Source organism: Mesorhizobium sp. WSM4814 (assembly GCF_055811595.1).
Genome location: NZ_JBVVQT010000002.1, coordinates 557843 through 582712, shown reverse-complemented (window position 1 = coordinate 582712; position 24870 = coordinate 557843). Strand labels below are relative to the sequence as shown.

Sequence of the window (24870 nt, the reverse complement as noted above, 5' to 3'; positions counted from 1 at the left end):
TGTCAAAGGAGACTGAGCAGCGCGGCACGATGGCCGAGCTTCATCGTTTGTGGAGGTTAGAAACGGAGTTTGGCCACAACTCACAAAGCGCAAGGATAATAACCACCGAGTTTCGCCAAAGCCAGCCTATTCGCCGCCGACCGTATAGCTGGGGCGGGGCGAAAGAACATCGCCAGCTTCAAGCTTGCCGCTATCCGTCCGGCCCGGTTGTGGCCCGGAATGCGCTCCGCGATAACCGCTCAGGGTCAGAGGTTCACCATTGGCAAAGTTGAGACTTCTGCGGCCGGAGAGCGCGTCGGAAAAGAAAGTGTCCCGTGAAGCGTATCCTTCGGCGCCCGGCCAACTGCGGACTGTGACGAATGCCAGGGTGACACCCAACACAGTTTATGACGCAGTAGAACTAATTTAGAGCATCCCTCGAAAAAGAAGTCACCGGTTTTCGGACAAATCGATGCGCAAACAAGAAGTTACAACGGTGCGCTTGATCGCTTTTTCACGCGCACCGCTGTAGCGCCGGATCAGATCACGAAAAAATCGTCGGCCAGCAGCGTCGGCCTGTTCGTCAGCGTCGCAAGCTGTGTCATGCCGCCTGCGACGTTTCCGTTGGAATCGTAAAACAACGCACCCGTAACCTTGTCATAGATGATGTGGTCGTCGGCGTCGTGCGCGCTAGTCCCAGCGAAGAAGTAGCTCGGCTTGAGGGCTCCCGTGGTGGCTCCAAGCCCCTGCATTACCGAATTCTGGAGCCTGAATGCATCGGCCGTATGGTTGAAATCCGTGATGATGTCGCGGTTGGCCACTGAGAGCGGCGCGCTGAAAACGAAGAAATCGTTGCCGGCGCCACCAGTAAGCCGGTCAATGCCCAGGCCGCCCATTAGTGCATCGTTGCCACCCCGCCCAAGCACGGTATCATTGCCTCGGCCGCCGTCCAGTTTGTTGTCGCTGTCGTTGCCGTCGAGCACATTGTCGAGGGAATTTCCCGTGGCTCCGACGTTGGCGTTTCCGGTCAGACGCAGATTTTCTACCAGCCGGCGATCGACCGCCAGTGAGTACGTGACCAAGCTGAAAATCTGGTCGAGGCCCGCTTCGTCGATGACGTTGTCCAGCACATTGTCCACATAATAGGTATCGTTGCCGGCTCCGCCATTCATCTGGTCGGCCCCGGTCCCGCCATCGAGAAGGTCGGCGCCATCATAGCCCGCTAACCGGTCGCTACCCGCCCCGCCCCTTATGGTGTCGTTGCCGGCAAGGCCGACCAGCGTGTTGTTCCCATTGTTCCCGGTCAGCTCATTGTCGGAAGAATTGCCGCGACCATCGATAGCGGCAAGGCCGATGAGAGTCAGATTTTCGACATAGGATGGCAGTGAATAGGTGCTCGAGCTGAACACCCAATCTTTGCCCGCCGCATCGCCCTCGACCACGCGGTCGAGCGCATTGTCGACATAGTAGGTATCGTTGCCTGCGCCGCCCTCCATCTTGTCGATTCCGACTCCGCCGTCGAGCAGGTTGCTGCCAGCGTTGCCGACCAGCGTGTTGTCGAGTTCGTTACCCATCGCGTCGATGTCGGCAACGCCGGTGAGTGTGAGCTGCTCTATTTGCTGGCCGGACAGCGAATACGTCATCGACGTGATGACCACATCGATGCCGGCGCCGTCAGCCTCGATGACGACGTCGAATGCGTTGTCGACGCGGTAGGTATCGTTGCCGAAACCGCCGGACATTTTGTCAGCACCGGCTCCGCCGTTCAGAACGTCATCAAAGCTGCCGCCGTTCAGGATATCCGCTGCATCCGTCCCGGTCAGGTGCTGCTCCATCACGCCCGGCGCGGCATAGGCGCGCACGTAGTCGATGACCATCTTGTAGGTGCCGGACGCCCGCTCGACCTCAAGGGGATTCATGGCAAGCGAGGCCAGCATATAGAGCGGCGTGCGGAAGGACTCGCTCATTGGAAAGCGGCTCAGCTCCTTGCCGTCATAGTACACGGTGATCCAGTCCGTCGTGATCCTCGCGCCGTAGGTGTGAAACGCCCCGTCGAACATCGAACCGGGGAGGCCCGTATAGTTGCTTTCCCAAGCGTGGCTTTCCTTATTGCGCAAGTGCACCGCCTGGTGATGACCATCGGGATCGCCCCCATACGCTTCAACGATGTCGACCTCGACGCGTGGCAAAGTCTGATCGGGCGACAGCATCCAGAAAGCCGGCCAGGCTCCCGCCCCGCCGTGAAAGGCTGCGCGCATCTCGAAGTACCCGTACTCTTGCGCGAAACCCTGGCCGGCGCTGTTAACCGTTTGCATCGTTCCCGACTGCCAGGCGCCGTCCACCTGCTTCATGGTAATGGTCAGCTTCCCGTCAGAGACGGAGAACGGATTCGTTGCCCCCACCGGCGACATGAACGTGGCGGCCCCATAGGGGGCATGCACAGGCGCGTACCACTTGCCGGTGCCGTTGTTCGGCACGACATCAAGCGTGTTGAACTCGTCAGAAAAGGAGAGCTTGAACCCGGAGAGGTTCAGCTTCGATCCCTTGTACTGTTCGGTCCAATCGCCAGGAAGAGCAATCGCAGCCATTGATGGGCTCCTCGTTCTCGCAACATTTTCGCGGTTGACCCCCCACCAAGATCAAATCGTCCATTTGTTAACGGAAGGATAATGGACACCGATTCCGCTGCAAATGGGGTCAGTGCGGTTATCCCCAACGCTCTACGAGAAATCTTGGAGATGTCGCAAATCGGTTGACGTAGCCGGCACACGGTACTGCGAATCCTCCGATACCGTCACGTCGGGCTCGAACGTCGCCGCCAACCAGCCGCTCCTTCTCCGCCCGCGACCAGCGCCGCCGGCGCTGCCCCAAGGTGATCACTTCCACGCGCAATCGTCATAGGACACCTCCCCAGGATTATTCCCCGGACTTGCAATGTTCTTCCTAAGGCGACAAGGCGGCCTTCACCGTAGGCTTACGTTGTAGGCCGGCGGAGGCGGCCTACAGTCGGGGTTTCAAGAGGCTCACGACGCCTCGCCAGCGGGGTGGCGCGACGGTCGGCGCAGATAGCGTGGCCGAACGTCCGTTTTCTCAATCCGATTCGGACCTGCAATCTCGCCTCCGGAATGACCATTAGGGGTCACAGAACGAACCCGCTCGCGCGGGAGGGCGCGGGTTCGAGGCTTGGTGGTTTATCGGCAGCGCCGGTGAGGTTGTAATCGACGAGGGGTGACGGACAGGCTCGGCCTCCGAGCATGAAGGGTCAACCTTCAGCTTGAGAGGAGCATCCGATGACCATCTCTTCGCATCCGTCCGGCAGCGCGCTTCGCGAGCGCATGATCGAAGACATGAACGTGCGTGGCTTCACCGAAGACACGCGCCGTAACTACATCCGCTGCGTGAAGAGATTTGCGGCGTTCATCGGCCGCTCGCCCGGCGCGGCAACGGCTGAGGATCTCCGCCGTTTCCAAGTGCACCAGACCGAGAGCGGCATGCGGCCGCCGGGCATCAACAGCTCGGTTTCGGCGCTGCGCTTCTTCTTCACCGTCACGCTCTCTCTCGTCGTCTCGCGATAGTCCACCAGCCACCCAAGCTGCCGCTGGTGCTGAGCGCCGAGGAGGTAGCGCGGCTGCTCGAAGCGGCGCCGGGGCCGAAATACAAGGCGGCGCTCGGCACGGCCTATGGCGCCGGGCTGCGGGTTTCCGAGGTGGCGGCGCTCAAGGTGACCGACATCGACTCGGCGCGCATGCTGATTCGCGTCGAACAAGGCAAGGGCCGCAAGGATCGCCACGCCATGCTGTCGCCGCATCTGCTCAAACTGCTGCGCGCCTGGTGGCGGGAGGGCAAGCGCCGCGGCGTGATGTTGCCGCGGGGCTGGCTGTTCCCAGGACGCAATCCGGTCATACCGCTCTCCAGCCGCCAGCTGAACCGCGCTGTTCATGCCGCTGCGGAGGCGGCCGAGATCAGGAAACGGGTGACGCCGCACACGTTGCGCCACAGCTTCGCCACCCATCTCCTGGAGCAGGACATCGATATCCGCATCATCCAGGTCCTGCTCGGGCACGCCAAGCTCGACACCACGGCGCTCTATGCCCGCGTCGCCACCAACACGATCCGCACCGTGATGAGCCCACTCGACCGGATCAAGCTGCTGACGGAGGACGAGACGCGACCGGACAGATGACGCCGCGGCGGTGAGCCGCCCGTCACTGGAAGTCGCCGACATCTTCCATCGCCATGGCGCCACCTGGCGCGCGGCGCATGCCGGTCATCTCAGCCTCGGCCAGATGAAGGTGATGTCGGCGATCGAGAGCTGCCGTACCGCTGCCCTCGGCGGCCATGTCGAGGCTTGAGAGGACTGCGGCCACAGCCGGATCGCCTATAACAGCTGCCGGAACCGGCACTGCCCCAAATGCCAGAGCGCGGCGGCACGGGACTGGCTCGCCGCGCGCCAGGCCGATCTCTTGCCGGTCGGCTACTTCCACGTCGTGTTCACGCTGCCGGCCGAGATTGCCGACATCGCCTACTACAACAAGGCCGTGATCTACGACCTTTTGTTCCGCGCCGCCTCCGAGGCGCTGCTCACGATCGCGGCCGATCCAAAGCACCTCGGCGCGCGCATCGGCATCACCGCCGTGCTCCACAGCTGGGGCTCGGCGATGACCCATCACCCGCATGTGCACATGATCGTGCCCGGTGGCGGTATCTCGCTCGACGGCGAGCGCTGGGTGCATTGCAGGCCGGGCTTCTTCCTGTCCGTGCGCGTGCTGTCGAAGTTGTTCCGACGGCTCTTCCTGTCGAAGCTCGCCGACGCCCATGCTGCTGGGCGACTGCAGTTCTTCGGCGGTCACGACGGTCTGAATGAGCACAGCGCCTTCGCTCAATTCCTGGCGCCGCTTCGGAGGAAGAACTGGTTCGTTTATGCCAAGCCGCCAATCGTCGAGTGGCGGAGGGAGAGCAACTGAGATCCAACCTTCTCCAACTCGCACTGGTTCGCGCACGCTGGCAAATGGGATCTAGGCATGGCTCAAGTGCCTGGACACCAGAACGCCAGGCTCGACGCAGCAAATATGCAAATTGGTGGAAATTGCCGGAAGCGGCTTAGCTTCGAGAATCGCCAACGCCTCATCGGATGACCGTGCCTGTCGGAGTCGCGCCCGAACCTGAGATGCCCGAAGCAGCCGGCATATTTGGGAAAGGGCAGGGAGGAAGGCGGACGTGGCAGAGGGCGGCCAAAGTATAGTGTAAATAGTTCTCAGTGGACTGAGGAGTGGAGATGAGGCTGGCTGTCCCGGACGCGAACTCTCTCGCGTCCGGGCTAATGGCCCGTTTTGAGGCGTTTAGGCTCCCGCCGGAAATTGAGGCTGAACATATTCATAGCAATTCAGAGGTAATGGTAGATTTTTTGAAAATCAAGCAAAACAGGTACGGGCCTGACTAGCAGAAATAATGCTTTTAAATGCCAGTTATTTTCGTTTGACGAACAGAACAGTCTCCTGCTTGCTAGCTGGGCGCGAACATGCCGTGTCAGAAAGTGAAGATCGAATTTTTAGACGGACTTCCAGATCTTCAGCCGTTGCAATTTTTATTTCAACCAGGAGATGCCGTGATGAAAAAACTCGTCCTCGCAGTTGCCTTGACAGTGGGCAGTTCGCTTTGCGCCATGGCGGCGAATGAGGTCACCAAAGCTCCGCCAGCCGCTCCTTACGAACAGGTCAGCAAGCTTGTGAAACTGCCCGACTTCCTGCCGGGCATGGGCCAACTTTTCGTCGATCCGACGACATTGCCTGCCGGACCATTCTTTGCCTATGACCACGATGGCGAGCTTGTCAGCACGATTTACATGCTGCCGATCAAAGACCTCAATCCGGACAAGCGTTTTGACGACCTCGCTTCACCCGGCGGCAATGTCGACCATGTGGACGTCTACTACAATGCCGGCCATCCGGGGGTAGAAGAGCCGCATGTCCATGTCGTGCTGTGGCATGTTTCAGCGGCTGACGAGGCACAGGTCGCCAAATGACACTGACGCGTCGTGAGATACTGGGCGCTGGCGGCGGGCTCGCCGCCGCCCTTTCCCTCTCTTCTCTGGCCGTGTTGGGTGGCGAGATGATCGAAGTCAAGATGCAAGGGCGCGACGACGGTTCACACGTCTGGTTCGACCCGATAGGCATCCTGATCAAACCAGGACAGACGATCCGTTGGACCAATCTCAATCCCGGCAATTCGCACACGACGACGGCATACAATCCCACAAACTTCGAGCGGCCGCTCCGCATGCCCAAAGCGGCAAAATCTTGGGATTCTGACTATCTACTGCCCAACGAAAGCTTTTCGGTTACTTTCACCGAGCAGGGGGTCTATGATTATTACTGCATTCCGCATGAGCATGCTGGAATGGTCGGTCGTATCGTCGTCGGCGAGCCCGAGGCGCATGACTGGACGGAGCTAACCGGAGCGAAGGGAGACCTACCGGAAGAGGCCGTCAAGGCCTTTCCGATGGTCGAAGACATCATGACGAAAAGGATCGTGCGGCGCGCCTAGGCATACGTGCAGGATGCATGACACCAGCAACAGGAGAACCCAAACGACGATGCGAATGGGAGCCCGAGTTTCCTGTTTGTCGTCAATGATCGATAGGGGCGACCATCATGACCGGCAGCGCGTTTCCATACGATAATGAAACACGAGCGAAGCGCGACGAGCGTCCGGTAGATATGCCTCCCGGTGCTCGGGCTGCAGCCCAACAACGTGAGCGTGCCACACATCGGCTTGCCGCCTTAGGCGAGATGACTGGCGGTATTGCCCATGATTTCAGAAACCTCCTGGCAGTCATCGGATCCGGCCTGAGGCTTGCCGAAATAAGAGCCGAGGAGCCCGAAAGCGTGAGGACCTACATTGCTGCAGCGCGGCAGGGAATCGATCGAGGTATCGAACTGACGTCACTGGTACTGGCCTTCGCAAAACATCAGGAACTCGAAATCCACGCTGGCAATTTGAATGAATTCCTCAGGTCTTTTGAGCCTTTCCTGAGATATGGCGCAGGCCCCGATGTCCGCGTCAAGCTGGAGCTTGGTTCCGATATCCCGAACTGCTTGATCGACCCGGCGCTGTTCGACTCTGCAGTGCTTAATCTCGTAATGAACGCACGAGATGCGATGCCAAGTGGCGGGGAGATCCGCGTCACCACTGAGCGATTGGTGCAGCCGGCCCCGACGCCTGACCTGCCCGGGCCCGAAACCTACGCATGCGTTCGCGTCAAGGACGGTGGTTGCGGCATGGCTCCGGAAGTCTTGCGAAAGGTGTTCGATCCTTTCTTCACGACGAAGGGTGAGAAGGGCACCGGGATAGGGATGTTGCAAGTGCAGGCATTGGCGCAAATGGTTGGTGGTCGGATCCGGATAAAGAGTGAGCGAGGGATTGGAACAACGGTCGACCTTCTGTTCCCGTCAATCCAAGCGGACCTTTAGACGCCCAACAACTCCTACAATTTGATGTCGGCGCTCGCGACGGAATGCAATCCTGCCAGGGCGGGACCTACCACGCTCTCGTCCGCACTTGCGGATTGCACCGCGTAAACCGGATAGGAGAACTGCGGCATTTCAGGCACAAGGTGCAGCCGGCCGGCCTCCATGTGAGGCCGCACAGAACTCATCCTGAAATATCCGGAGCCGCCAGTCGCAAGAACATAGCTCAGTGCGAGCGGACCGAGATCGAAAGAAAGATCCGGCGCAGCACTCGGGAAATTCATCCCGTGGTGAAGTTCAAAATCCGGCCCCCAATCCATATAAACATAATCGGATTCGTCCAGGAGGCGCGCTTCGGAATTGGTCGTCACGAGGACGAGTTTTTCCTCCAGAAGCAGATCGATCTTCAAACCCGGTCTGTGGGGGGGCGCGTACATGATAGCCAAGTCGACCATTCCTGACGCAACCTGATTGATCAAATCCTTCGGCACATCGACGTGTACTCGAAGTGCAATATCCTGAAGCGACCCGCGCATCCATCGGACCCAATCGAGCAGAAGAGGTTGCGCTAGGCTGACTTCGCTGCCGACCGTCAGAACAGCTCGACGTCCCGGGGGCACGGCAACCTGGTGAAGGGTGCGTTGCCATAGTTGGACGAACATCGGCGCGTGGCGCAGAAATTGCTCACCGGCCGGGGTGAGAGAAGCTCCGCCTTTGTGGCGAACAAAAAGCGCGCGGCCCAATTGCTGCTCGAGGTTGCGAATCCGTGCGCTTACGGTCGTCTGGGCGACATTCAAGCGCTCCGATGCCCGAATGAAACTCCCTGTCGAAACGATCTCGATGAAAGTCCGGGCGAGTTCAATGTCCATAAAACATATAGCATAAAAATTGCGTTTAAATGTCAATCAATTTCGTTTGCTAGATAGCTAGTCAGAGCAATAGGCTTCGAGATTATCCACCCAGCTCTGCGCTGAATGCTGCGCAGCGCCGGTGGGAGGGAGCGCAAGCAAATGACCGACAGGAGTTCGACCATGTCCCCAGTGCAGCAGGAACTTAGCGTCACCAGTGGTTTGCGCACGGTTGCACCCGCCCGGCACCATTCAAAGGTCGTGAAATTCATCAGCGAGGTCGCCAAGGCGGCGGCCAACGATGCACCGACCTCGGTTGAGATCTTCTCTGACAGCGGCCACTGGTACTGTCGGGTTCGCCGCGGCCATGAAAAGACCCGGCCGATGGGTCCCTATACCAAACAACAGGCCGAGCGGATCCAAGAAGCTCGGAGAATGTCGATCGCAGAAAGAGGAACCTCTCGGATCATGTTCGAGTAAGCGAGGATCTCACGATCACGCCGGCCTGACGGCAAGATCCACTGGCACGCGGAACGATTCCGAGGGTGAGCCCCATCAGTGGAACATTCCTTCTGTCCGCATGCTGGTTTGTGAGCGCGTCGTGCGCTTAAGACAGGAGAAAGGAATACGAAACGAATCGTTTTGACCTCGGCCGTGTTGGCGCTTTCCGCCGGCCTTTCCTTTGCCCAGACGACGAGCGGAACTTCGGGCGAGACCTCCACGACCACAACCACGACCACGCTTTATCTGCCGGGCTTTCTAACCCGGCCAGTTGCCGGTGGGCCATTTCTTTAGCGAGACCCACTAGGGCATCGACCTTTTGCAGCTGGTCCGCGTCACCGCCATTGGCGACGCGTTTCCGGATCGTCTTATCGCAATGCCCCTTGGGCGGCTAATAGCCTGTACTTTTCGAAGATCGCTAGCTTCTGCGGATAGGTGATCCGTACCTTGGCGTTGCACCCGTCGCATCTGAAGTGCGCGATCGTTCTTAGCGCAGAGCCCTTCCTTACCGCCGGATGCGAGCAATTCGGACAATCGAATGTGAGCGCAACATCAGACAAGTCTTGGGCTAAACCCATTTCCATCTCCTTCGCAAGCGCTGTGGCTACACTCTGGCGGGACTCAATGGGGCAATGCAGATGCGAATCCGGCTGTGCTAACGCGAACAATTCGTCAGGGAAAGCCGCCAAGCTAGTGCGCCTTCTCTGCGCCCTTTGAGAGACGAAGAGACCTCAATTCATCCAGCAGTTCGCGCTCCTTGGTAGTAATGTTTCGGAAGATTGCGACAATCGCCACCGCTAAGGCCTCGGCATCCCGGCTTGAAGAGTCCATGTGTTCATCTGCGCAAACCTGATCGAACACGCGTTCGCAAATAGCCAGATCATGAGGGCTGAGGCAGGTGCGATTGAAACGCCGACGCAGCATCTGTGCGAACCTTTCAGGGCCTGTTGCCAGTGATTGAGGCGGACTTTTTTTGTCGATGAACCGCTGAGGCGTGATTGGAATAAGTTTACTCGCTGACCGATAATTGGTCTTTCAATAGTCCCAAATCAGGGCGCACTCGCGAGATCTATACTGTCCAGCAATCATAAGTTGGCGGTAATCCCGCAATTTTTGTTCTGGGACATGAAATCCTCGCCGAAATTCCGCCGCCTCTTTCGGAGTTCGTGTGCAACCGAGTCTACTGGCGGTGACTTTCAAACTCGCCAGTGAGCATCCGACCTTGGCTGCAATATCTTTCAAAGGTTCGTTATTAAAATATCCATCAAGAATTATCTTGCGACGAGCTTCTGTTTTGAGGTTTGCGTTCATTTCGTTGCCTCCTCAACTACGCTTTCACCGTGCCAGACTCTATACGCACCACGTTGAAGAGTGTCGTTATCGTCGCATCCAGAAACTTATCTCGGAATGCATTTCTTGCTGTAACCCAGTGTGATAGCCCTCTGTGGACTCGCGTTCAGCTGGTCTTGCCAGATGGCTGTGATACACCACATGATTGCGGTGGCGATGGGCATACCGGAATCGGATACGGCACTACGCGATGGACGCTAAGAGGCAGGACAAGGCGCTTGCGAGGCAGGCGCTTGAGCGCGATCGACGTCGTTGGCCGCGCGAAGCTCAGCCTTACAATGAGGCTGCCCCGTCACTTGCGCCGGCGCTCGAACCTTTGCCCTTTTCGACGCTCGAACTGGCGCCAGAAGATCAATTCGTCGCTTGGCAGGCGCATATGGCTCCGCTTGTCGAGATCAAGTTGCCGGATGACAAATCGCTCGACGATGGCTTTCCCGCCGACCACACGGCTTGGAACCTCGGCGGCATGCTGATCGTTCAACAGCGCGCACCGGCACATAGTTATATGCGTTCTGCTGCGAAGCTTCGGTCCAGCTCGATCGATCACTGGTATATCGCTTTGCCGCATACTGGCCGGTCGTGGACGGAGGTCGATCGCCGCGTAGCGGAAAACCAGCCGGGCAAATTGGAGATTAGATCGCTTGGCTACCCGTTTCGGGGGAGGGCAACGGAATCCCAAAGTCTCTTTCTCTATTTGCCGCGTGATTTGTTCGCCGATGCGGCGGCAACCCTGGACGCAAAGAATAATTCAATTCTGTCCGGCAACTTTGCCAACCTTTTGCTCGACTACCTCAAGAACATCGAAGCAAGACTGCGCAGTCTCACGGTTGACGATCTGCCCCGCATCGTGCACGCAACACGCAGCATGATCATTGCCTGCCTCTCGCCCCCGGCGGAACATGCCGCGGCCACCGAACAATTGGTGAGTGTCGCGCTGATGGAGCGAGCCCGTCGATACGTCCACAACAATCTGGATGCGGCTCATCTGACGCCGGATTCAATGTGCCGGGCGCTCGGCGTCTCGCGCTCTCGTCTTTATCAGTTGTTCGAACCGAGCGGTGGTGTTCTCCACTACATACAAAGTCGCCGACTTCTGGCAGCCCATGTTGCGCTTAGCAATCCGGCGGACAGCCGGCGCATTGTTAATATTGCCGAAGCCGTCGGGTTTAGTTCAGCGGCTAATTTCAGCCGAGCTTTTAGCAAGGAATTCGGCTACAGCCCCCGCGAAGTCCGAAGCTCCGTGGTGTTACCGCGCCCCGCCCACTCTGTTTCGCATGCCGGACACGAGGAGGCCTCTTCCTTTGAACATTGGCTCAAAGCGCTCGGAAGCTGAGTACAGGATCGGGAAGCTCATGGACCAGAATATTTTCGTGTCGCGTCCACCGCGCCATCAATTATAGCCAATTCCCGATTTATCGACCAACTGTTCATCGATGTCGCCGCGCATCACAGCGGAGCATACATTGCAACTACGCAGCATAAGACACTTGTTGAGACCGCGAGTCGTATGTTTGCCAAGTCAAGAAACAAAGAGATAGAGCGGTTCTGCGGTTCCTTGAAATGACGAACCGCTCTAGCCCGGATTATCTCACCAGCAAAGGGCTGCGTAGGCTGGCGGCGATCCCGGACAGCAATTAGCCGGTCGGGAACGGTGCAAGAGCGCCGCGCCGGGCAAGATATGTACGCCGGGATAAGTATTAGGATGCAAAGCTAACGACAGATCGGCTTCGTGCGTAGATGCTTGCAATGCTTGGCGGGGGCTCGGCGGCTTGGCGGGGGCTCGGCACAGGTGGCAGGCATCATGTTGGGGAGATGTCGTGCTGCCTGTGCCGATAGCCGCCGCTGCGCGGTCAAAGGTGGCGTCATTGAGTAAGCGTGCCAAGGTCGTTGGCGGCCGGCTGGAGTTTCTTCCGCCGCAGATCCCGACTCGGGTCGAGCGGCCGCCTGAAGGTGAGGGCTGGGTCCACGAGGCCAATCTCGACGGCTATCGAACCCAGATCATCATCGATAATGGCGGTGTGCGTCTTTACAACAAGAACGGCCGCGACTGGACCACGAAATACTGGCCCATCGCACTAGCCGTCGATCTGCCATGCCGGACTGCCATTCTCGACGGCGAAGTCATTGTTCCCGGCGAGCAGAGCGCTTTCGATTGCCCTGCGCTGGAAGCGGCGATCTGGAACGAGCCGAGCCGGCTGGTGTTCGTCGCGTTCGATATCCTCCATCTCGACGGCCACGATCTAGGCTCCTTGCCGCTGCTGCAGCGCAAGCAGGCGCTGTGGCAACTGATTGAGCCTGGCCTCGGCAAGATCCAATACAGTGAGCATTTCGAGGGCAGCGCGCTGGCGCTCTTCCGCACCGTCGAGAAGATCGGGCTCAATGGAATTATCTCGAAGCGCGCCGACAGCCGCTACAGGAGCGGACTGTCGAGCACATGGCTGAAGGCCAAAAAATTTGAAGAAGCCGACTCCCGAGTTGGGGGTCGTTTATGAGCCAGGCACGGCTCCAATGCCCTGATCGCTGCTCACGGGCGTCCTCACCGATTTGAGGCCTACGCGGGCGGACGCGACGCGCATACCAATCTGGCGGAACAAATCATGATCATTCTCATTGTGGTGATCATCAAGGGAGATTGATCATGGGTGACCGGCACAACCCAAAAATCGAGGCACCGGCAAATGTCGAAAAGGACCCGGAAGATTGGATCAGCGGAGATGATCCCATGACCCCCGCACAAGCCTCCTATTTGAAAACTTTGGCCGAACAGGCCGACGACCCTGACGCCTATGCTGACGGCCTCAGCAAGGCGGAAGCCTCTAAACGCATCGATGCACTCCGGGAGAAGTTAGGCCTGTAGTGCCCGCTCGTGGCTGTTGGCCTCCGGCGACGGGGCCGTTCCATCGAACCCGACAGCGGCTCTGTCCAGTTTGTTACCGTGGTCTGACCCCGGGGATGAGTTGCATTGCGTTCTGCAACCGCTCGCTGGATAGTCCTGGCGATGTTGCAGACCTTATTGACTCATTGGCCCCAGGTCCTCGCGATCATTTCGGTGGTGATGGCGGCCATCGGCATCGTCCACGCCATAATGACGAAGGAAGACGTCCGCGCCGCCACGGGTTGGGTCGGCGTGATGTTCCTGTCGCCATTCCTCGGCGCGATCATCTACGCCGTTGCCGGCATAAACCGCATCCGTCGTGCCACGATCAGCGCCATGCGGCCCCTTTCCAGCGAGGCGGCTTCCGCAAAACATGAGCGCAACTTTGCCGCCGAGGAACTGATTGCCGAGCGGTACGGCCAACGCTTCACCGGCCTGAAGACATTGGGCGACAGGGTGGCCCGGCGTGCCCTGACCTCGGGAAACGCGATTGCGATATTGGAGACAGGTGACGAGGCCTATGCCGCAATGTGCCGAGCGATTGACGGCGCTCAACGCACTGTCCTGCTCGAGACCTACATCTTCGACAATGACGATGTCGGGCGGCTTTTCGTGGAATCTCTCGCGCGAGCCGTCCAGCGGGGTGTCAGCGTTCGCGTGCTGATCGATGCCGTCGGGGCGCGTTACTCCGTCCCCAGCATTCTTGGGCGCCTGCGAGAGGCGGGAATCCCGGCAGACCTCTTCAACGGCAACATTGTCATGGGCCTGCGTCTTCCCTACGCCAACCTCAGAACGCACCGGAAGATCCTGGTCGTCGACGGCACGATTGCGTTCACCGGAGGGATGAACATCCGAAAGGGATTCTCAGCCGAGTTCGCCGGCTCCTCCAGCGCGAGGGACACGCATTTTCAGGTCACCGGGCCGGTCGTTGCCGACCTTTTTTCGGTTGCCGCCGAAGATTGGCGCTTCGTGAGCGGCGAGTTCCTGAAAGGCGACACCTGGCAAGTGGCCGCGCTTCCCGCGGCTCCCGGTCAACCGATGCTGGCGCGGGCGGTTGCATCCGGGCCGGATGCCAGCATCGAAACGAACCACAACTTGCTGATCGGGGCATTTTCCGTCGCCCGCAAATCGATCCGCATCATGTCGCCCTATTTCCTGCCGGATCGGGAACTGATCAGCGCGCTGACGACCGCAGCCAGGCGAGGCGTCGAGATCGACATCGTGGTACCGGCGATGAACAATCTTTTCCTTGTTGACCGGGCGATGACGGCGCAATTCGATCAGGTCCTGAAGCACTATTGCCGCGTATGGCGCACGCAGGGCTCGTTCGATCATTCGAAGCTGCTGTCGGTCGATGGAGTTTGGGCTTTTATAGGATCCTCCAATCTTGACGCCCGGTCCCTGCGGCTGAATTTTGAGATTGATGTAGAGGTTCTTGATGCAGGCTTTGCTGCGGAGATTGAAGCGCGGATCGGATCGGCAATCGCCTCCGCCACGTCTGTAACGATCGAAACCTTGAGAGCCCGGCCATTCATCGTCCGCCTGTTCGACCGAGTGTTGTGGCTGGGATCGCCCTACCTTTAGAGGCTTTCTCGTTCTGCCCGAGGCAATTCGGGCGACGCAGCCATCGCTCCTTTCGAGCGCCGCATCTCGTCAGGGCAGGAAGCAGCGATTGCAGATCCTGTTTGAGTGAGACAAAGCTAAGTCTTGAAGGTAGTGAGGACGAGCAGCAGACTCATGCAAAGAACTGGACAGAGCTTTCCTGCAAGTGTGCTCAAATCCATTCGCGACAGAAAGAAGCAGAAGGCGAAGGCTGCGCCGTCCGAAGGGACACGCCCTGCGGGGACTCTGGTCGCATCTTACAATGTTCACAAATGCGTGGGCGTCGACAGAAAGTTCGATCCCGAACGAATCGGTCGCGTCATCCGGGAAATCGGCCCGGATGTCATTGCGTTGCAGGAAGCGGACAATCGCTTTGGAGATCGTGCCGGCCTTCTGGATCTGCTGCGTCTCGAATTGGAAACAGGCCTGGTGCCGGTGCCGGTGTCCGGAAACGGCAAAGGACACGGCTGGCACGGCAACGTTCTGCTTTTCAAACGGGGCATCGTTCGCAATGTCCATCAGATAAAGCTCCCGGGGCTGGAGCCGCGCGGAGCCCTGGTTGCCGAAATCGATCTGGACGAGAAACGAACTCTGCGCATTATCGCAGCCCATCTCGGCTTGCTGCGCCGATCGCGCTCCGAACAGGCCCGTGTCGTGCTCGAAATCATGAACAGACCGGACGAAAAACCAACACTGCTGCTCGGCGATTTGAACGAATGGCGACTCGGAAACCGTTCCGCGCTGAATACGCTGCACACGACTTTCGGTCCCGCGCCACCGGCGGTCCCCACCTTTCCATCGAGTCTGCCGCTGCTGTCGCTCGACCGGATCATGGCAAACCGACACGGAATGATCTCATCCGTCGAAGCCCATGACACGCCGCTTTCGCGGGTCGCCTCCGATCATCTGCCGCTTATAGGATTCGTTCGCCTGTGATGGTGCTGCCCAGCCCCATGAATGGAGATCGGTTCAAAGGGAAGCTCTAGCCGGACTGGCGGAGCGGGGCGGCCCAGCGGCTTTGGTTGCGGAGGAGGTCGCTGGGCCTGGCGAGCCTTCGGGGGCGTGCTCCACTTGGCTGGTGAATATGTGCTGCAGATCGACGAAGCTCGACATCCAGGCGCTGATTGACAGGCTCCGCCGTGACCACGGCTCGATGCATGACGACCTGGTCGGGCTATTTGTTTGCTCAAATTGCAAGGCTGCCGGCCGTGACCGCCGGCACGTTGAGAGCGTCCTCGGTTGCGGGCTCCAGCGGCACGCCGTCAATTCGCACGGGGCGGGCGGTTTGCTCCAGTCCGGAAATTCCGATTTGGAGGCCGCCATTGCACAGCTGCCCTGCGACATGCGAGTTTGTCAACCAAATGGCTCATCATGGGAGTCTCGTCATGTCCATTCGCCGGATTGCGTTGACCTCGGCAGCGGTCACGCTTGCCTTCACAACCCTCGCCCAGGCCAGGCCGGACACCCGCGCCATGACCTGCCAACAGACGCAGGCGCTAATCCAGAGCCATGGCTCGGCGGTGCTGACCACCGGCCCGAACACCTATGCCCTCTACGTCCGCCGGTACAGCAATGCGTGCGACTGGTCGGAAATCCCAGCGGTAGGGTTTGTGCCGACGCTCGATGGCCAGTGCTTGGTTCATCGATGCAGAGAGCCGCTCTACACTCCTCCCGGCTGACGGTGACGAGCATAGCTATTCTGCTGCGCCTTTCGGCAGGTAGCCCTTTTCCCGCAGATACGTGGTCAGGATCTTCTCGACCATCGATGACCGCCGCTACGCCGCTCGCTCGCCACAGCGCTGTTGAGGGCGCGCTCGCCAGCGGCTTCGCTACCGCCGACCTACGCCACGCGGTGGGACACGACCGGAAGTAGCCAGAAGTGCTCCCCAAAGAGTCAAATCTCATGTTCCAGTCTTGGAACTGGTTTCCCCAGATTACGGCATAACCCAAGATCGGAACGAGGCTCGCAAATTGCGGGAGCCTAGTCCGGGTTAACGAAGCAGCATATGTCCATCTTGGGCTGCATTTCATCGGTGGCCTGCAAATCACTGTCCGTAGATTAGTGCGTAACTCTGGCAAATCGATAAATTACTTAGATAAATCAACGGCAGTTGGCGGAGGGAGTGGGATTCGAACCCACGGTGGGCTTGCACCCACGCCGGTTTTCAAGACCGGTGCCTTAAACCGCTCGGCCATCCCTCCATCGTGATTTTTCAACCACCTGGATGCTCGTCCTGATCGCAACGCGTACCCTGTGGGCACGCCTCGGAGATCGTTCGCTCTTCATTGCTCTAGTGCGCCCAACGAAGTCCTGTCAACCGGCTGTTGCCGGTTCCTGCCAGGGGCAGGGCACGGGTGCTTGACGGCGGGGCTTGAGCAGGACGAGCAGCGCTGCGCCGAAGCTCGAAACGCCGTGATTTCTCACAGCGATCGCCGGGACGGCTTGTGCCACAATCTCGCCCGGTTCCGACCATAATCGGTTAATACGGTGATAAACAATTCCTGTGCACAAGGGATTGCGAATCAAGGTGTCGCTGGCATTGTCGGGTAGGTTTTGGCCCTGCCGACGGTCAAGTTGCGGCGCCTTTGTTGAGAGGGGACAATCGAAAAATGCCAAGCACGACGCGCCCGCGTCTTCGTCGCGCTTCCGCTTTCGCGTTGTGTGCCCTGTCGGCTGCCTTGCTGGCGGCTTGCGCGGCGCCGCCACAGCCAAAGGCAATGGTCAACAAGAAGCCTCGCTCCAAGGAATATTTTGCCGAATCCGAATATGGCGTAAAAGCCAGCCCGCGCGTTAGCTTCAAGATGTCGGGCCTGCAGCGTGGCGGCGGACGCGATCAGCTCGGCAAGCCCTATCAAGTGCGCGGCAAGTGGTATTATCCGAAGGAAGACAAGCGCTACGCCAAGAAGGGTCTCGCCTCCTGGTATGGCGAAGCCTTCCACGGCAGGCTGACCGCCAACGGCGAAGTCTACGACATGACACATCTGACCGGCGCGCATCCGACAATGCCGCTGCCGAGCTATGCGCGGGTCACCAATCTGAAGACCGGCAGCTCGGTCATCGTGCGCGTCAACGATCGCGGTCCTTACCATGAGGGGCGCATCATCGATGTGTCGAAGCGCGCCGCCGAAATGCTCGACTATGCCAATATCGGCACGGCCAAGGTGAAGGTCGAATATGTCGGACGGGCGCCGCTTCACGGCAAAGACGAACACTATCTGATGGCCTCTTACCATCCCGGCAACAGGGCGCCGGATCCGTCGGACGGCCTGCCCACCGGCGTCATGATCGCCATGAACGGACCATCGCCGAGCACGGCGTTGGCCGCCGCCGCTGCCTTTCCCGGTCAGTTGACGAATTCCGCATCGGCACAGCCGGTCGTGGCGGCGCAGACGCCGGCCGCCGGCAGCGTGACGCTGCCCGATTTCGGGCCGATCGTGCCGGAACGGCCGCAGATCAATCTGCCGCAATCGCCGTTCAGGGTAGCGACGCTGTCTTATGCGAGCGAACGCGTGCAGCGCGCCTCCACTGTCTTTGCCGCGCTGGATGGCGCCGGGCCCGCCGAAATCCTGCAATCGTGGAAGCGGCAAGTTCCTTCGGCCGCTTCGCCCACCGACTATATCGCGGCGGGCTCGTTCGAGGATGCCGCCGAGGCGCAGCAGGTGGCAACCCAGCTTTCCGGCTTCGGCAACACCGAAATCCAGCGCTCGGAATTCGAGGGCAAGGACTGGTATTCGGTCAATCTCTATCCGGACGGCCATGGCAGCCTGGACGACATGCTGCAGGCGGCATGGTCGCATGGCGCGCCGGACGCGCTCGTGGTTCGGAATTGACCGGCAAAACTTGAAGTTTTGGCCGGTTGTCCATCGCGCGGTTGCTCGGCCGGGACAAAGCCTGATAATGCATGTCGCGCAAAAATGTGCAGCGGTTTTGCGATAACGACATGCATAAAACAACAGCCTAAAGCACGTCGCGTGAAGTCGTCGACGGCGACGCGCTTTAGGCTTGCCCGGAACTACCGGCTGACAGGTCGAACTTCTCATGAAATTTCGCTTCGCCGCGCCTCTCGCCGGGCTTCTGGGTTTTGGCCTGCTGCTGCTTTCGCTGGCTCCGGCCGCGGCGCAGCTTTTCGAAACCAAGGCCGCACAGGCCTTCATGATCGATGCCGAAACCGGAACGGTGCTGTTTTCCAAGGATGCCGACAGGCCGATTCAGCCGGCGTCACTGGCCAAGCTGATGACGATGGAGGTGGTGTTCAACGCCATCAAATCGAGGCGCGTGACGCTTAACGATACATACGTGGTGAGTGAGAACGCATGGCGCACCGGCGGCGCGCCATCCGGCACGTCGACGATGTTTGCCCAGCTCAAGTCGACGGTCCGGCTTGAAGACCTGATCCAGGGCGTGACGGTCCAGGCCGCCAATGACGGCTGCATCATCATCGCAGAAGGGTTTGCCGGGTCGGAGGCGAATTTCGCGACTGGAATGACCGAGCGCGCAAGGCAGATTGGTCTCGAGAAATCGACATTCGTCAATGCAACCGGCCTGCCGGCCGATGGTCAGCAGACGACGGTTCGAGAGCTTGCGCTCCTTGCCCTGCATATCTGGCGCGAGTACCCGGACCTCTATCGCTACTACGGCCAGAAGGATTTCACCTGGAACAAAATCACCCAGAGGAACCGCAACCCGCTGCTGGCGATGGATATCGGCGCCGACGGCCTGGCGATGGGCAGGAGCGAGGCATCCGGCTTCGGCATCGTCGGCTCGGTCAGCCAAGGTGGCAGGCGGGTCATTGCGGCGATGAGCGGCCTGGCAAGCGACCGCGAGCGCGCCGAGGAAGCGCGAAAGCTGCTCGACTGGGGCCTTCGTTCCTTTGAGAAAACCGAGATTTTCGCCAAGGATGAGGTGGTCGGCGAGGCCCAGGTTTTCGGCGGTGCGAAATCCGGCGTGGCGCTGAAGGCAAAAGCGCCCGTGGTCATCTTCCTGCCGATCGCCAACCGCGACAAGCTGACCGCCAGGATCGTCTATGAGGGACCGGTTGCAGCCCCCGTGGAGGAGGGGCAACCGGTGGGTGCGCTGCGGGTCTGGATCGGTGACACGCTGAGCCAGGAAACGCCGCTTTTCGCCGCCGAAAGGGTTGGCGTCGGCTCGCTGCCGCAACGCGCGCTCGATGCCGCCAAGGAACTGGCGGTCGGCTGGCTGCGTTAGCAGCCGCGGCGTGGACCTTTTCTCAAGTCCGGACTATTACGGTCCCTCAGCATGGACAAAGGCTTTGGTGAGCGGATTCTTCATCACCTTCGAAGGCGGAGAAGGGGCAGGCAAGTCGACGCAGATCGAGCGCCTGGCCGGCAAGATGCGCGCCAAGCAATACGATGTCGTTGTCACACGCGAGCCGGGCGGCTCGCCAGGCGCAGAGGCGGTCCGGCATGTACTGCTTTCCGGCGCTGCCGAGCCATTCGGCCCCAGGATGGAGGCGCTGCTGTTCGCCGCCGCGCGTTCCGACCATGTCGAGCAAGTCATCCGGCCGGCGGTCGAGCGCGGCTCGGTCGTGCTTTGTGATCGCTTCATGGACTCCTCGCGCGTCTACCAGGGCGTCACCGGCGGCCTCGATCCAGCCTTCATGGACGCGCTGGAAAAGGTCGCCATCAACGGCATGGTGCCCGACATGACGCTGATCTTTGATCTCGACCCGGCCGAAGGACTGCGGCGCGCCACCGCACGGCGCGGCACCGATGCCGGCGCCGACCGCTTCGAAAAGGAAACGCTTGATATCCATCAGCGCCGCCGCGAAGCGTTTCTGGCGATCGCCGCGGCAGAACCCGAGCGCTGCATCGTCGTCGACGCGTCCGCCGACCCCGACACGGTGGAGAATGTCGTCGCCGGCGCCGTGTTCGCGGCGCTGGAGACGATGACGCCGAGACACAGGAAGCAGTCGCCGGGATGATTTTCGAACGGATCGCACCAGAACAGCACGACACGCTTGACGGCATACCGGAGCCATCCGAGACGCCGCGCCTGGTCGGACATGACCAGGCAGCGAACATGCTGGCATCAGCCTATCGCTCCGGGAAGCTGCCGCATGCGCTGATCTTTGTCGGGCCGGTCGGCATCGGCAAGGCGACGCTCGCCTTTCATCTGGCGCATCATCTGTTGAAGCATCCGGCGTTCGAACAGGCGCCGGAGGTCCTTGCCGTTCCCGATCCGGCGTCATCGCTGTTTCGCCAGATCGCCACCGGCGCGCATCCCTCGGTGCTGCATCTGACCCGCCCACCGAACGACAAGACGAAAAGCTTCAAGACGGTCGTCACCGTCGACGAGATCCGCAAGGTCAGCCGTTTCCTGTCGCTGACCTCGCATGACGGCAGCTACCGGGTGGTGATCGTCGACCCGGCCGACGACATGAATACCAATGCGGCCAACGCCTTGCTGAAGAATCTTGAAGAACCACCTGCACGCACCTTGTTCATCCTCATCGTCCACGCGCCGGGCAGCCTGTTGCCGACCATCCGCTCTCGCTGCCAGATGGTGCGGCTGACGCCGCTGGATGCCGAGAGCCTGATGACGGTCCTGGAGAGCGTCGAACCACCGCCACCGGACGATCCTGCGGCGCGCGCGGCTTTGGCCAAGCGGGCAGGGGGCAGCGCGCGCACCGCAATCCTGTTGACGCAGTATGGCGGGCTGGAAATCGCCGAGACGCTCGACGCCCTGGCGACAGCGGCAAAGAGCGATGTTGCCGGCGCCTATCGCCTCGCGGAGGCGGTCGCCGGGCGCGACCGGGCAATCCAGTTCGATATCTTCAATCGCCGTGCGCTCGACCTGCTCTCGACCGGCGCAAGCCAGGCCGCGCTGGCGGGCGATCTGGCGCGGGCCAAAACGCTGTCCGATACTTGGCACGAGGCCTTGAACGCTATATCTGAGACCGACACCTACAATCTCGACAAGAAGCAGCATGCCTTGACCATGATCGACCGCCTGAATTCTGCAATGCGAATGTGACGGCCCATCGGGATGGCAATCGCCGTTTCGATGCGATATCCACCGCTACATCTTCATTCAGACATTCATGACGGCTCATCCATGGCACGCGACAAATACTACCTCACAACGCCGATTTTCTATCCGAACGGCAAGCCGCATATCGGTCACGCCTACACTGTCATCGCCAGCGACACGATGGCCCGCTTCCAGCGGCTCGACGGCAAGGACGTCTTCTTCGTCTCGGGAACCGACGAGCACGGTTTGAAGATGCAGCAGACGGCGGACGCCGAAGGCCTGACGCCGAAAGCGCTTGCCGATCGCAATTCGGCGATCTTCCGCTCGATGTATGAAGCGATCGGTTGTTCGAACGACGTTTTCATCCGCACCACCGAGGAGCGCCATTACAAGTCCTGCCAGGCGATCTGGACGCGCATGGCGGAGAATGGCGACATCTACCTCGACCGCTACAGCGGCTGGTATTCGGTGCGGCAGGAAGCCTATTTCGACGAGGCCGAAACCAAGGTCGGCGACGACGGCGTGCGCCGCGAGCCGCTCGGCTCGCCGGTCGAGTGGACCGAGGAAGAGAGCTATTTCTTCCGCCTTTCCGCCTATCAGGACAAGCTGCTCGCGCTCTATGAAAGCAACCCCGAATTCGTCGGTCCGGCCGAGCGGCGCAACGAAGTCGTCAGCTTCGTCAAATCCGGACTGAAGGATCTGTCGATCTCGCGCACCACGTTCAAATGGGGCGTGCCGGTGCCGGGCGACGACAAGCATGTGATGTATGTCTGGGTCGATGCATTGACCAACTACATCACGGCTGCCGGTTATCCGGATGCGGCCGATGACAGATGGTCCTTCTGGCCGGCGAACGTCCACGTCATCGGCAAGGACATCGTCCGCTTCCATGCCGTCTACTGGCCGGCCTTCCTGCTGTCGGCAGGGATCGAACTGCCGAAGCGCGTATTCGCGCATGGTTTTCTGTTCAACCGCGGCGAAAAAATGTCGAAGTCGGTCGGCAACGTCGTCGATCCGTTCGCGATGATCGAGCATTACGGTCTCGACCAGGTGCGCTATTTCTTCATGCGCGAAGTGCCGTTCGGCCAGGACGGCAGCTACAGCCACGACGCCATCGTCAACCGCACCAATGCCGACCTCGCCAACGGCCTTGGCAATCTGGCGCAGCGCTCGCTGTCGATGATCGCCAAGAACTGCGGCGGCGTAGTGCCGAAACGCAGCGAACTGGCGGAGGCCGACAGGGCAATCCTCGATCAGACTGTGGAGGCGCTTGCTGCTGCACGCAAGATGATGGCGGAGCAGGGCATCCATCTAGCGCTGGCGGCGATCTTCGGCGTCGTGGCGGAGGCCGATCGCTACTTCGCCTCGCAGGAACCGTGGGCGCTCAGAAAGACCGATCCGGCGCGCATGGAAACGGTGCTGTGGACGACCGCGGAAGTCGTCCGACGCGTGGCGCTGCTGTGCCAGCCCTTCATTCCGGGGTCGGCCGCCAAGCTGCTCGACCTGCTGGCCGTACCGGCGGACAGCCGCGATTTCGTGCATGTCCACGCGGACCATGCGCTGGTATCGGGGGTTACTCTGCCCGCGCCGGAGGGCGTGTTTCCGCGTTACGTCGAGCAGCCGGACGCGAACATCTGATGTTGGTCGACAGTCACTGCCATCTCGACTTTCCGGATTTCGCAGAGGAGCGGGCGGCCATCGTCGCCCGCGCCTTGGCCGCTGGAATCGGTCGCATGGTGACGATCTCGACGCGTGTGAAGCGGTTCCAACAAGTGCTTGAGATCGCTGAATCTTTCGACGAAGTCTATTGCTCTGTCGGCACCCATCCTCACAACGCCGCCGAGGAGATGGACGTGACTGTCGAGGCGCTGGTCCGGCTGTCCGCTCATCGCAAAGTGGTGGCGATCGGCGAGGCCGGGCTCGACTATTTCTACGATCATGCGCCGCGCGATGCGCAGGCGCAGGGCTTTCGCACGCACATCGCCGCAGCGCGCGAGACGGGCCTGCCTCTGGTCATCCACGCGCGTGATGCCGACAGCGACATGGCTGATATCCTCGAGGACGAAACAGGGAAGGGCGCCTTCCCCTTCGTCCTGCACTGTTTTTCGTCAGGGCGCAGGCTGGCCGAAATCGGCGTGGCGCTCGGCGGCTATGTTTCGTTTTCCGGCATCGTGACTTTCAAGAATTCAGCCGAGCTGCGCGCCATCGCCGCCGATGTGCCACATGACCGCCTGCTGGTCGAAACCGACGCGCCGTACCTTGCGCCGGTACCGTTTCGCGGCAAGCGCAACGAGCCTGCCTATGTCGCGCACACGGCCAAGGTGCTGGCCGAAACGATCGGCGTCAGCGAGGCTGACATCGCCGCTGTCACCACGGACAATTTCTTCCGGCTGTTCAGCAAGATGCCGCGCCCGACCGCGCTGAGCGTTTGACGCATGAGCGACCGGCTGCGCCTCACCATTCTCGGCTGCGGCTCATCGCCGGGCACGCCGCGCATCACCGGCGACTGGGGCAATTGCGATCCGGCCAATCCGAGGAACCGGCGCATGCGCACCGCAGCGCTCATCGAGCGGATCGCGGCAAACGGCGACAGGACCACAGTCGTCATCGACACCGGGCCGGATTTCCGCGCGCAGATGCTGCTGGCTTCAGTCAGGCGCATCGATGCGGTCGTCTTTACGCATCCGCATGCCGACCACATCCACGGCATCGACGATTTGCGCGGCTTCGTGCTCGAGCAGCGTCATCGGATCGATATCCACGCCGACCAGCCGACCATGCTGCGGTTACGGGAAGCGTTCGGCTATTGTTTCGAAACACCGTTAGGCAGTTCCTATCCGCCCATTGTCGAGCCCCATATCATCGACCATGCCAGGCCGGTGGTGATCGAAGGCGAGGGGGGTGCCCTGACCCTCGAGCCGCTGCCGCAGATCCATGGCGACATCATATCGCTTGGGTTTCGCATCGGCGGCCTCGCCTATTGCCCCGATGTCAGTGATTTCCCCGACGCCACCGCCGAACGGCTGCGCGATCTCGACGTGCTGGTCATCGATGCGCTGCAATACAGGCCGCATCCGAGCCATCTGTCGCTCGGCCAGGCACTCGGCTGGATCGAAAAACTGGCGCCGAAAAAGGCCGTACTGACGCATATGCATGTGCCGCTCGACTACGCTGCGGTGGTGGCCGAGACGCCGGCCGACGTCGACCCGGCCTATGACGGCATGACGATCGAAATCCTTTATGAATCTGCATGATAGG

Annotated in this window: 20 protein-coding genes, 1 tRNA gene and 2 pseudogenes; 19 read left to right on the top strand and 4 right to left on the bottom strand. The window is 60.2% G+C overall.

Translation table 11 applies throughout. The features are described 5' to 3' along the window. Nucleotides 1-518 precede the first annotated feature (518 nt). Nucleotides 519-2567 (bottom strand): family 16 glycosylhydrolase, encoded by a 2049-nt coding sequence (locus AC0L2V_RS06140; protein WP_473519660.1) that lies wholly within the window; start codon nucleotides 2565-2567, stop codon nucleotides 519-521. Nucleotides 2568-3269: 702 nt separating this feature from the next. On the opposite strand from AC0L2V_RS06140, the pseudogene AC0L2V_RS06135 reads away from it, so the two are divergent. From AC0L2V_RS06135 to AC0L2V_RS06115, 5 genes and pseudogenes are all read left to right on the top strand, one after another. After that, nucleotides 3270-4162: pseudogene (locus AC0L2V_RS06135) on the top strand (tyrosine-type recombinase/integrase). Between the two features lie 10 nt (nucleotides 4163-4172). Next, nucleotides 4173-4913, top strand: a pseudogene (locus AC0L2V_RS06130) (IS91 family transposase); the annotation flags it as partial. A gap of 674 nt (nucleotides 4914-5587) precedes the next feature. Further along, nucleotides 5588-6001 carry a DUF5602 domain-containing protein gene (locus tag AC0L2V_RS06125; protein WP_473507740.1) on the top strand — a complete coding sequence of 138 codons (414 nt, stop codon included), beginning with the start codon at nucleotides 5588-5590 and terminating at the stop codon, nucleotides 5999-6001. Continuing rightward, nucleotides 5998-6522 carry a plastocyanin/azurin family copper-binding protein gene (locus AC0L2V_RS06120; RefSeq protein ID WP_473507679.1) on the top strand — a complete coding sequence of 175 codons (525 nt, stop codon included), beginning with the start codon at nucleotides 5998-6000 and terminating at the stop codon, nucleotides 6520-6522. The genes AC0L2V_RS06125 and AC0L2V_RS06120 overlap by 4 nt, the downstream gene beginning before the upstream one ends. 107 nt (nucleotides 6523-6629) lie before the next feature. Next, a complete protein-coding gene (locus tag AC0L2V_RS06115; RefSeq protein ID WP_473519659.1) occupies nucleotides 6630-7448 on the top strand; it encodes an ATP-binding protein in 819 nt (272 codons plus the stop codon). Between the two features lie 14 nt (nucleotides 7449-7462). On the opposite strand, the gene AC0L2V_RS06110 is transcribed toward AC0L2V_RS06115, so the two are convergent. Further along, nucleotides 7463-8314: a LysR family transcriptional regulator gene (locus tag AC0L2V_RS06110; RefSeq protein WP_027153958.1), complete on the bottom strand. Its 852-nt coding sequence runs from the start codon at nucleotides 8312-8314 to the stop codon at nucleotides 7463-7465. A 141-nt stretch (nucleotides 8315-8455) separates the two neighbouring features. Here AC0L2V_RS06110 and AC0L2V_RS06105 point away from each other — a divergent pair, with 141 nt between their 5' ends. Continuing rightward, nucleotides 8456-8773 carry a hypothetical protein gene (locus AC0L2V_RS06105; protein WP_139172500.1) on the top strand — a complete coding sequence of 106 codons (318 nt, stop codon included), beginning with the start codon at nucleotides 8456-8458 and terminating at the stop codon, nucleotides 8771-8773. A 1056-nt stretch (nucleotides 8774-9829) separates the two neighbouring features. Here AC0L2V_RS06105 and AC0L2V_RS06100 read toward each other — a convergent pair. Further along, nucleotides 9830-10105, bottom strand: a complete 276-nt coding sequence (locus AC0L2V_RS06100) for a hypothetical protein (protein ID WP_473519658.1) — start codon at nucleotides 10103-10105, stop codon at nucleotides 9830-9832. A gap of 229 nt (nucleotides 10106-10334) precedes the next feature. On the opposite strand from AC0L2V_RS06100, the gene AC0L2V_RS06095 reads away from it, so the two are divergent. The 6 genes from AC0L2V_RS06095 (at nucleotide 10335) to AC0L2V_RS06070 (ending at nucleotide 16300) form a co-directional block, all read left to right on the top strand. Beyond that, a complete protein-coding gene (locus AC0L2V_RS06095; protein ID WP_031255952.1) occupies nucleotides 10335-11477 on the top strand; it encodes a helix-turn-helix domain-containing protein in 1143 nt (380 codons plus the stop codon). A gap of 484 nt (nucleotides 11478-11961) precedes the next feature. Continuing rightward, the gene (locus AC0L2V_RS06090) at nucleotides 11962-12636 is read left to right on the top strand and encodes an ATP-dependent DNA ligase (protein WP_473507676.1); all 675 of its coding nucleotides are present in this window, start codon (nucleotides 11962-11964) and stop codon (nucleotides 12634-12636) included. Nucleotides 12637-12782: 146 nt separating this feature from the next. Next, on the top strand, nucleotides 12783-13001 hold the full coding sequence (locus AC0L2V_RS06085) for a DUF3072 domain-containing protein (RefSeq protein WP_091591041.1): 219 nt from the start codon (nucleotides 12783-12785) through the stop codon (nucleotides 12999-13001). Between the two features lie 141 nt (nucleotides 13002-13142). Next, the gene (locus AC0L2V_RS06080; protein WP_473519657.1) at nucleotides 13143-14603 is read left to right on the top strand and encodes a phospholipase D-like domain-containing protein; all 1461 of its coding nucleotides are present in this window, start codon (nucleotides 13143-13145) and stop codon (nucleotides 14601-14603) included. A gap of 153 nt (nucleotides 14604-14756) precedes the next feature. Next, nucleotides 14757-15557 carry an endonuclease/exonuclease/phosphatase family protein gene (locus AC0L2V_RS06075; protein WP_287193318.1) on the top strand — a complete coding sequence of 267 codons (801 nt, stop codon included), beginning with the start codon at nucleotides 14757-14759 and terminating at the stop codon, nucleotides 15555-15557. 449 nt (nucleotides 15558-16006) lie between these two features. Then, complete coding sequence (locus tag AC0L2V_RS06070; protein WP_091591761.1) at nucleotides 16007-16300, top strand: hypothetical protein; 294 nt, start codon at nucleotides 16007-16009, stop codon at nucleotides 16298-16300. Nucleotides 16301-16733: 433 nt separating this feature from the next. On the opposite strand, the gene AC0L2V_RS06065 is transcribed toward AC0L2V_RS06070, so the two are convergent. After that, nucleotides 16734-16823 (bottom strand) — tRNA-Ser (locus tag AC0L2V_RS06065). Nucleotides 16824-17231: 408 nt separating this feature from the next. On the opposite strand from AC0L2V_RS06065, the gene AC0L2V_RS06060 reads away from it, so the two are divergent. From AC0L2V_RS06060 to AC0L2V_RS06030, 7 genes are all read left to right on the top strand, one after another. Beyond that, on the top strand, nucleotides 17232-18452 hold the full coding sequence (locus tag AC0L2V_RS06060) for a septal ring lytic transglycosylase RlpA family protein (protein ID WP_473507674.1): 1221 nt from the start codon (nucleotides 17232-17234) through the stop codon (nucleotides 18450-18452). Between the two features lie 208 nt (nucleotides 18453-18660). Continuing rightward, entirely contained in the window at nucleotides 18661-19827 is a 1167-nt protein-coding gene (locus AC0L2V_RS06055; protein ID WP_473507673.1) for a D-alanyl-D-alanine carboxypeptidase family protein, read from the top strand. 64 nt (nucleotides 19828-19891) lie between these two features. Next, nucleotides 19892-20563 carry a dTMP kinase gene (tmk, locus tag AC0L2V_RS06050; RefSeq protein ID WP_473507739.1) on the top strand — a complete coding sequence of 224 codons (672 nt, stop codon included), beginning with the start codon at nucleotides 19892-19894 and terminating at the stop codon, nucleotides 20561-20563. Then, complete coding sequence (locus tag AC0L2V_RS06045; protein ID WP_473507672.1) at nucleotides 20560-21615, top strand: DNA polymerase III subunit delta'; 1056 nt, start codon at nucleotides 20560-20562, stop codon at nucleotides 21613-21615. Before tmk ends, AC0L2V_RS06045 begins: the two co-directional genes overlap by 4 nt. Nucleotides 21616-21696: 81 nt before the next feature. Further along, complete coding sequence (gene metG, locus AC0L2V_RS06040) at nucleotides 21697-23250, top strand: methionine--tRNA ligase (protein WP_473507671.1); 1554 nt, start codon at nucleotides 21697-21699, stop codon at nucleotides 23248-23250. Beyond that, nucleotides 23250-24044 (top strand): TatD family hydrolase, encoded by a 795-nt coding sequence (locus AC0L2V_RS06035; protein WP_473507670.1) that lies wholly within the window; start codon nucleotides 23250-23252, stop codon nucleotides 24042-24044. The genes metG and AC0L2V_RS06035 overlap by 1 nt, the downstream gene beginning before the upstream one ends. A 3-nt stretch (nucleotides 24045-24047) precedes the next feature. Beyond that, the gene (locus AC0L2V_RS06030; RefSeq protein WP_473507669.1) at nucleotides 24048-24866 is read left to right on the top strand and encodes an MBL fold metallo-hydrolase; all 819 of its coding nucleotides are present in this window, start codon (nucleotides 24048-24050) and stop codon (nucleotides 24864-24866) included. Nucleotides 24867-24870: the final 4 nt, after the last annotated feature.

Coding starts and splice junctions, on each gene's coding strand:
- metG (WP_473507671.1), top strand. CDS start 21,697: ATGGCACGCGACAAATACTACCTCACAACGCCGATTTTCTATCCGAAC.
- AC0L2V_RS06085 (WP_091591041.1), top strand. CDS start 12,783: ATGGGTGACCGGCACAACCCAAAAATCGAGGCACCGGCAAATGTCGAA.
- AC0L2V_RS06060 (WP_473507674.1), top strand. CDS start 17,232: ATGCCAAGCACGACGCGCCCGCGTCTTCGTCGCGCTTCCGCTTTCGCG.
- AC0L2V_RS06055 (WP_473507673.1), top strand. CDS start 18,661: ATGAAATTTCGCTTCGCCGCGCCTCTCGCCGGGCTTCTGGGTTTTGGC.
- AC0L2V_RS06110 (WP_027153958.1), bottom strand. CDS start 8,314: ATGGACATTGAACTCGCCCGGACTTTCATCGAGATCGTTTCGACAGGG.
- AC0L2V_RS06070 (WP_091591761.1), top strand. CDS start 16,007: ATGTCCATTCGCCGGATTGCGTTGACCTCGGCAGCGGTCACGCTTGCC.
- AC0L2V_RS06030 (WP_473507669.1), top strand. CDS start 24,048: ATGAGCGACCGGCTGCGCCTCACCATTCTCGGCTGCGGCTCATCGCCG.
- AC0L2V_RS06035 (WP_473507670.1), top strand. CDS start 23,250: ATGTTGGTCGACAGTCACTGCCATCTCGACTTTCCGGATTTCGCAGAG.
- AC0L2V_RS06080 (WP_473519657.1), top strand. CDS start 13,143: ATGTTGCAGACCTTATTGACTCATTGGCCCCAGGTCCTCGCGATCATT.
- AC0L2V_RS06140 (WP_473519660.1), bottom strand. CDS start 2,567: ATGGCTGCGATTGCTCTTCCTGGCGATTGGACCGAACAGTACAAGGGA.
- AC0L2V_RS06105 (WP_139172500.1), top strand. CDS start 8,456: ATGACCGACAGGAGTTCGACCATGTCCCCAGTGCAGCAGGAACTTAGC.
- AC0L2V_RS06075 (WP_287193318.1), top strand. CDS start 14,757: ATGCAAAGAACTGGACAGAGCTTTCCTGCAAGTGTGCTCAAATCCATT.
- AC0L2V_RS06115 (WP_473519659.1), top strand. CDS start 6,630: ATGACCGGCAGCGCGTTTCCATACGATAATGAAACACGAGCGAAGCGC.
- AC0L2V_RS06095 (WP_031255952.1), top strand. CDS start 10,335: ATGGACGCTAAGAGGCAGGACAAGGCGCTTGCGAGGCAGGCGCTTGAG.
- AC0L2V_RS06120 (WP_473507679.1), top strand. CDS start 5,998: ATGACACTGACGCGTCGTGAGATACTGGGCGCTGGCGGCGGGCTCGCC.
- AC0L2V_RS06125 (WP_473507740.1), top strand. CDS start 5,588: ATGAAAAAACTCGTCCTCGCAGTTGCCTTGACAGTGGGCAGTTCGCTT.
- AC0L2V_RS06100 (WP_473519658.1), bottom strand. CDS start 10,105: ATGAACGCAAACCTCAAAACAGAAGCTCGTCGCAAGATAATTCTTGAT.
- AC0L2V_RS06045 (WP_473507672.1), top strand. CDS start 20,560: ATGATTTTCGAACGGATCGCACCAGAACAGCACGACACGCTTGACGGC.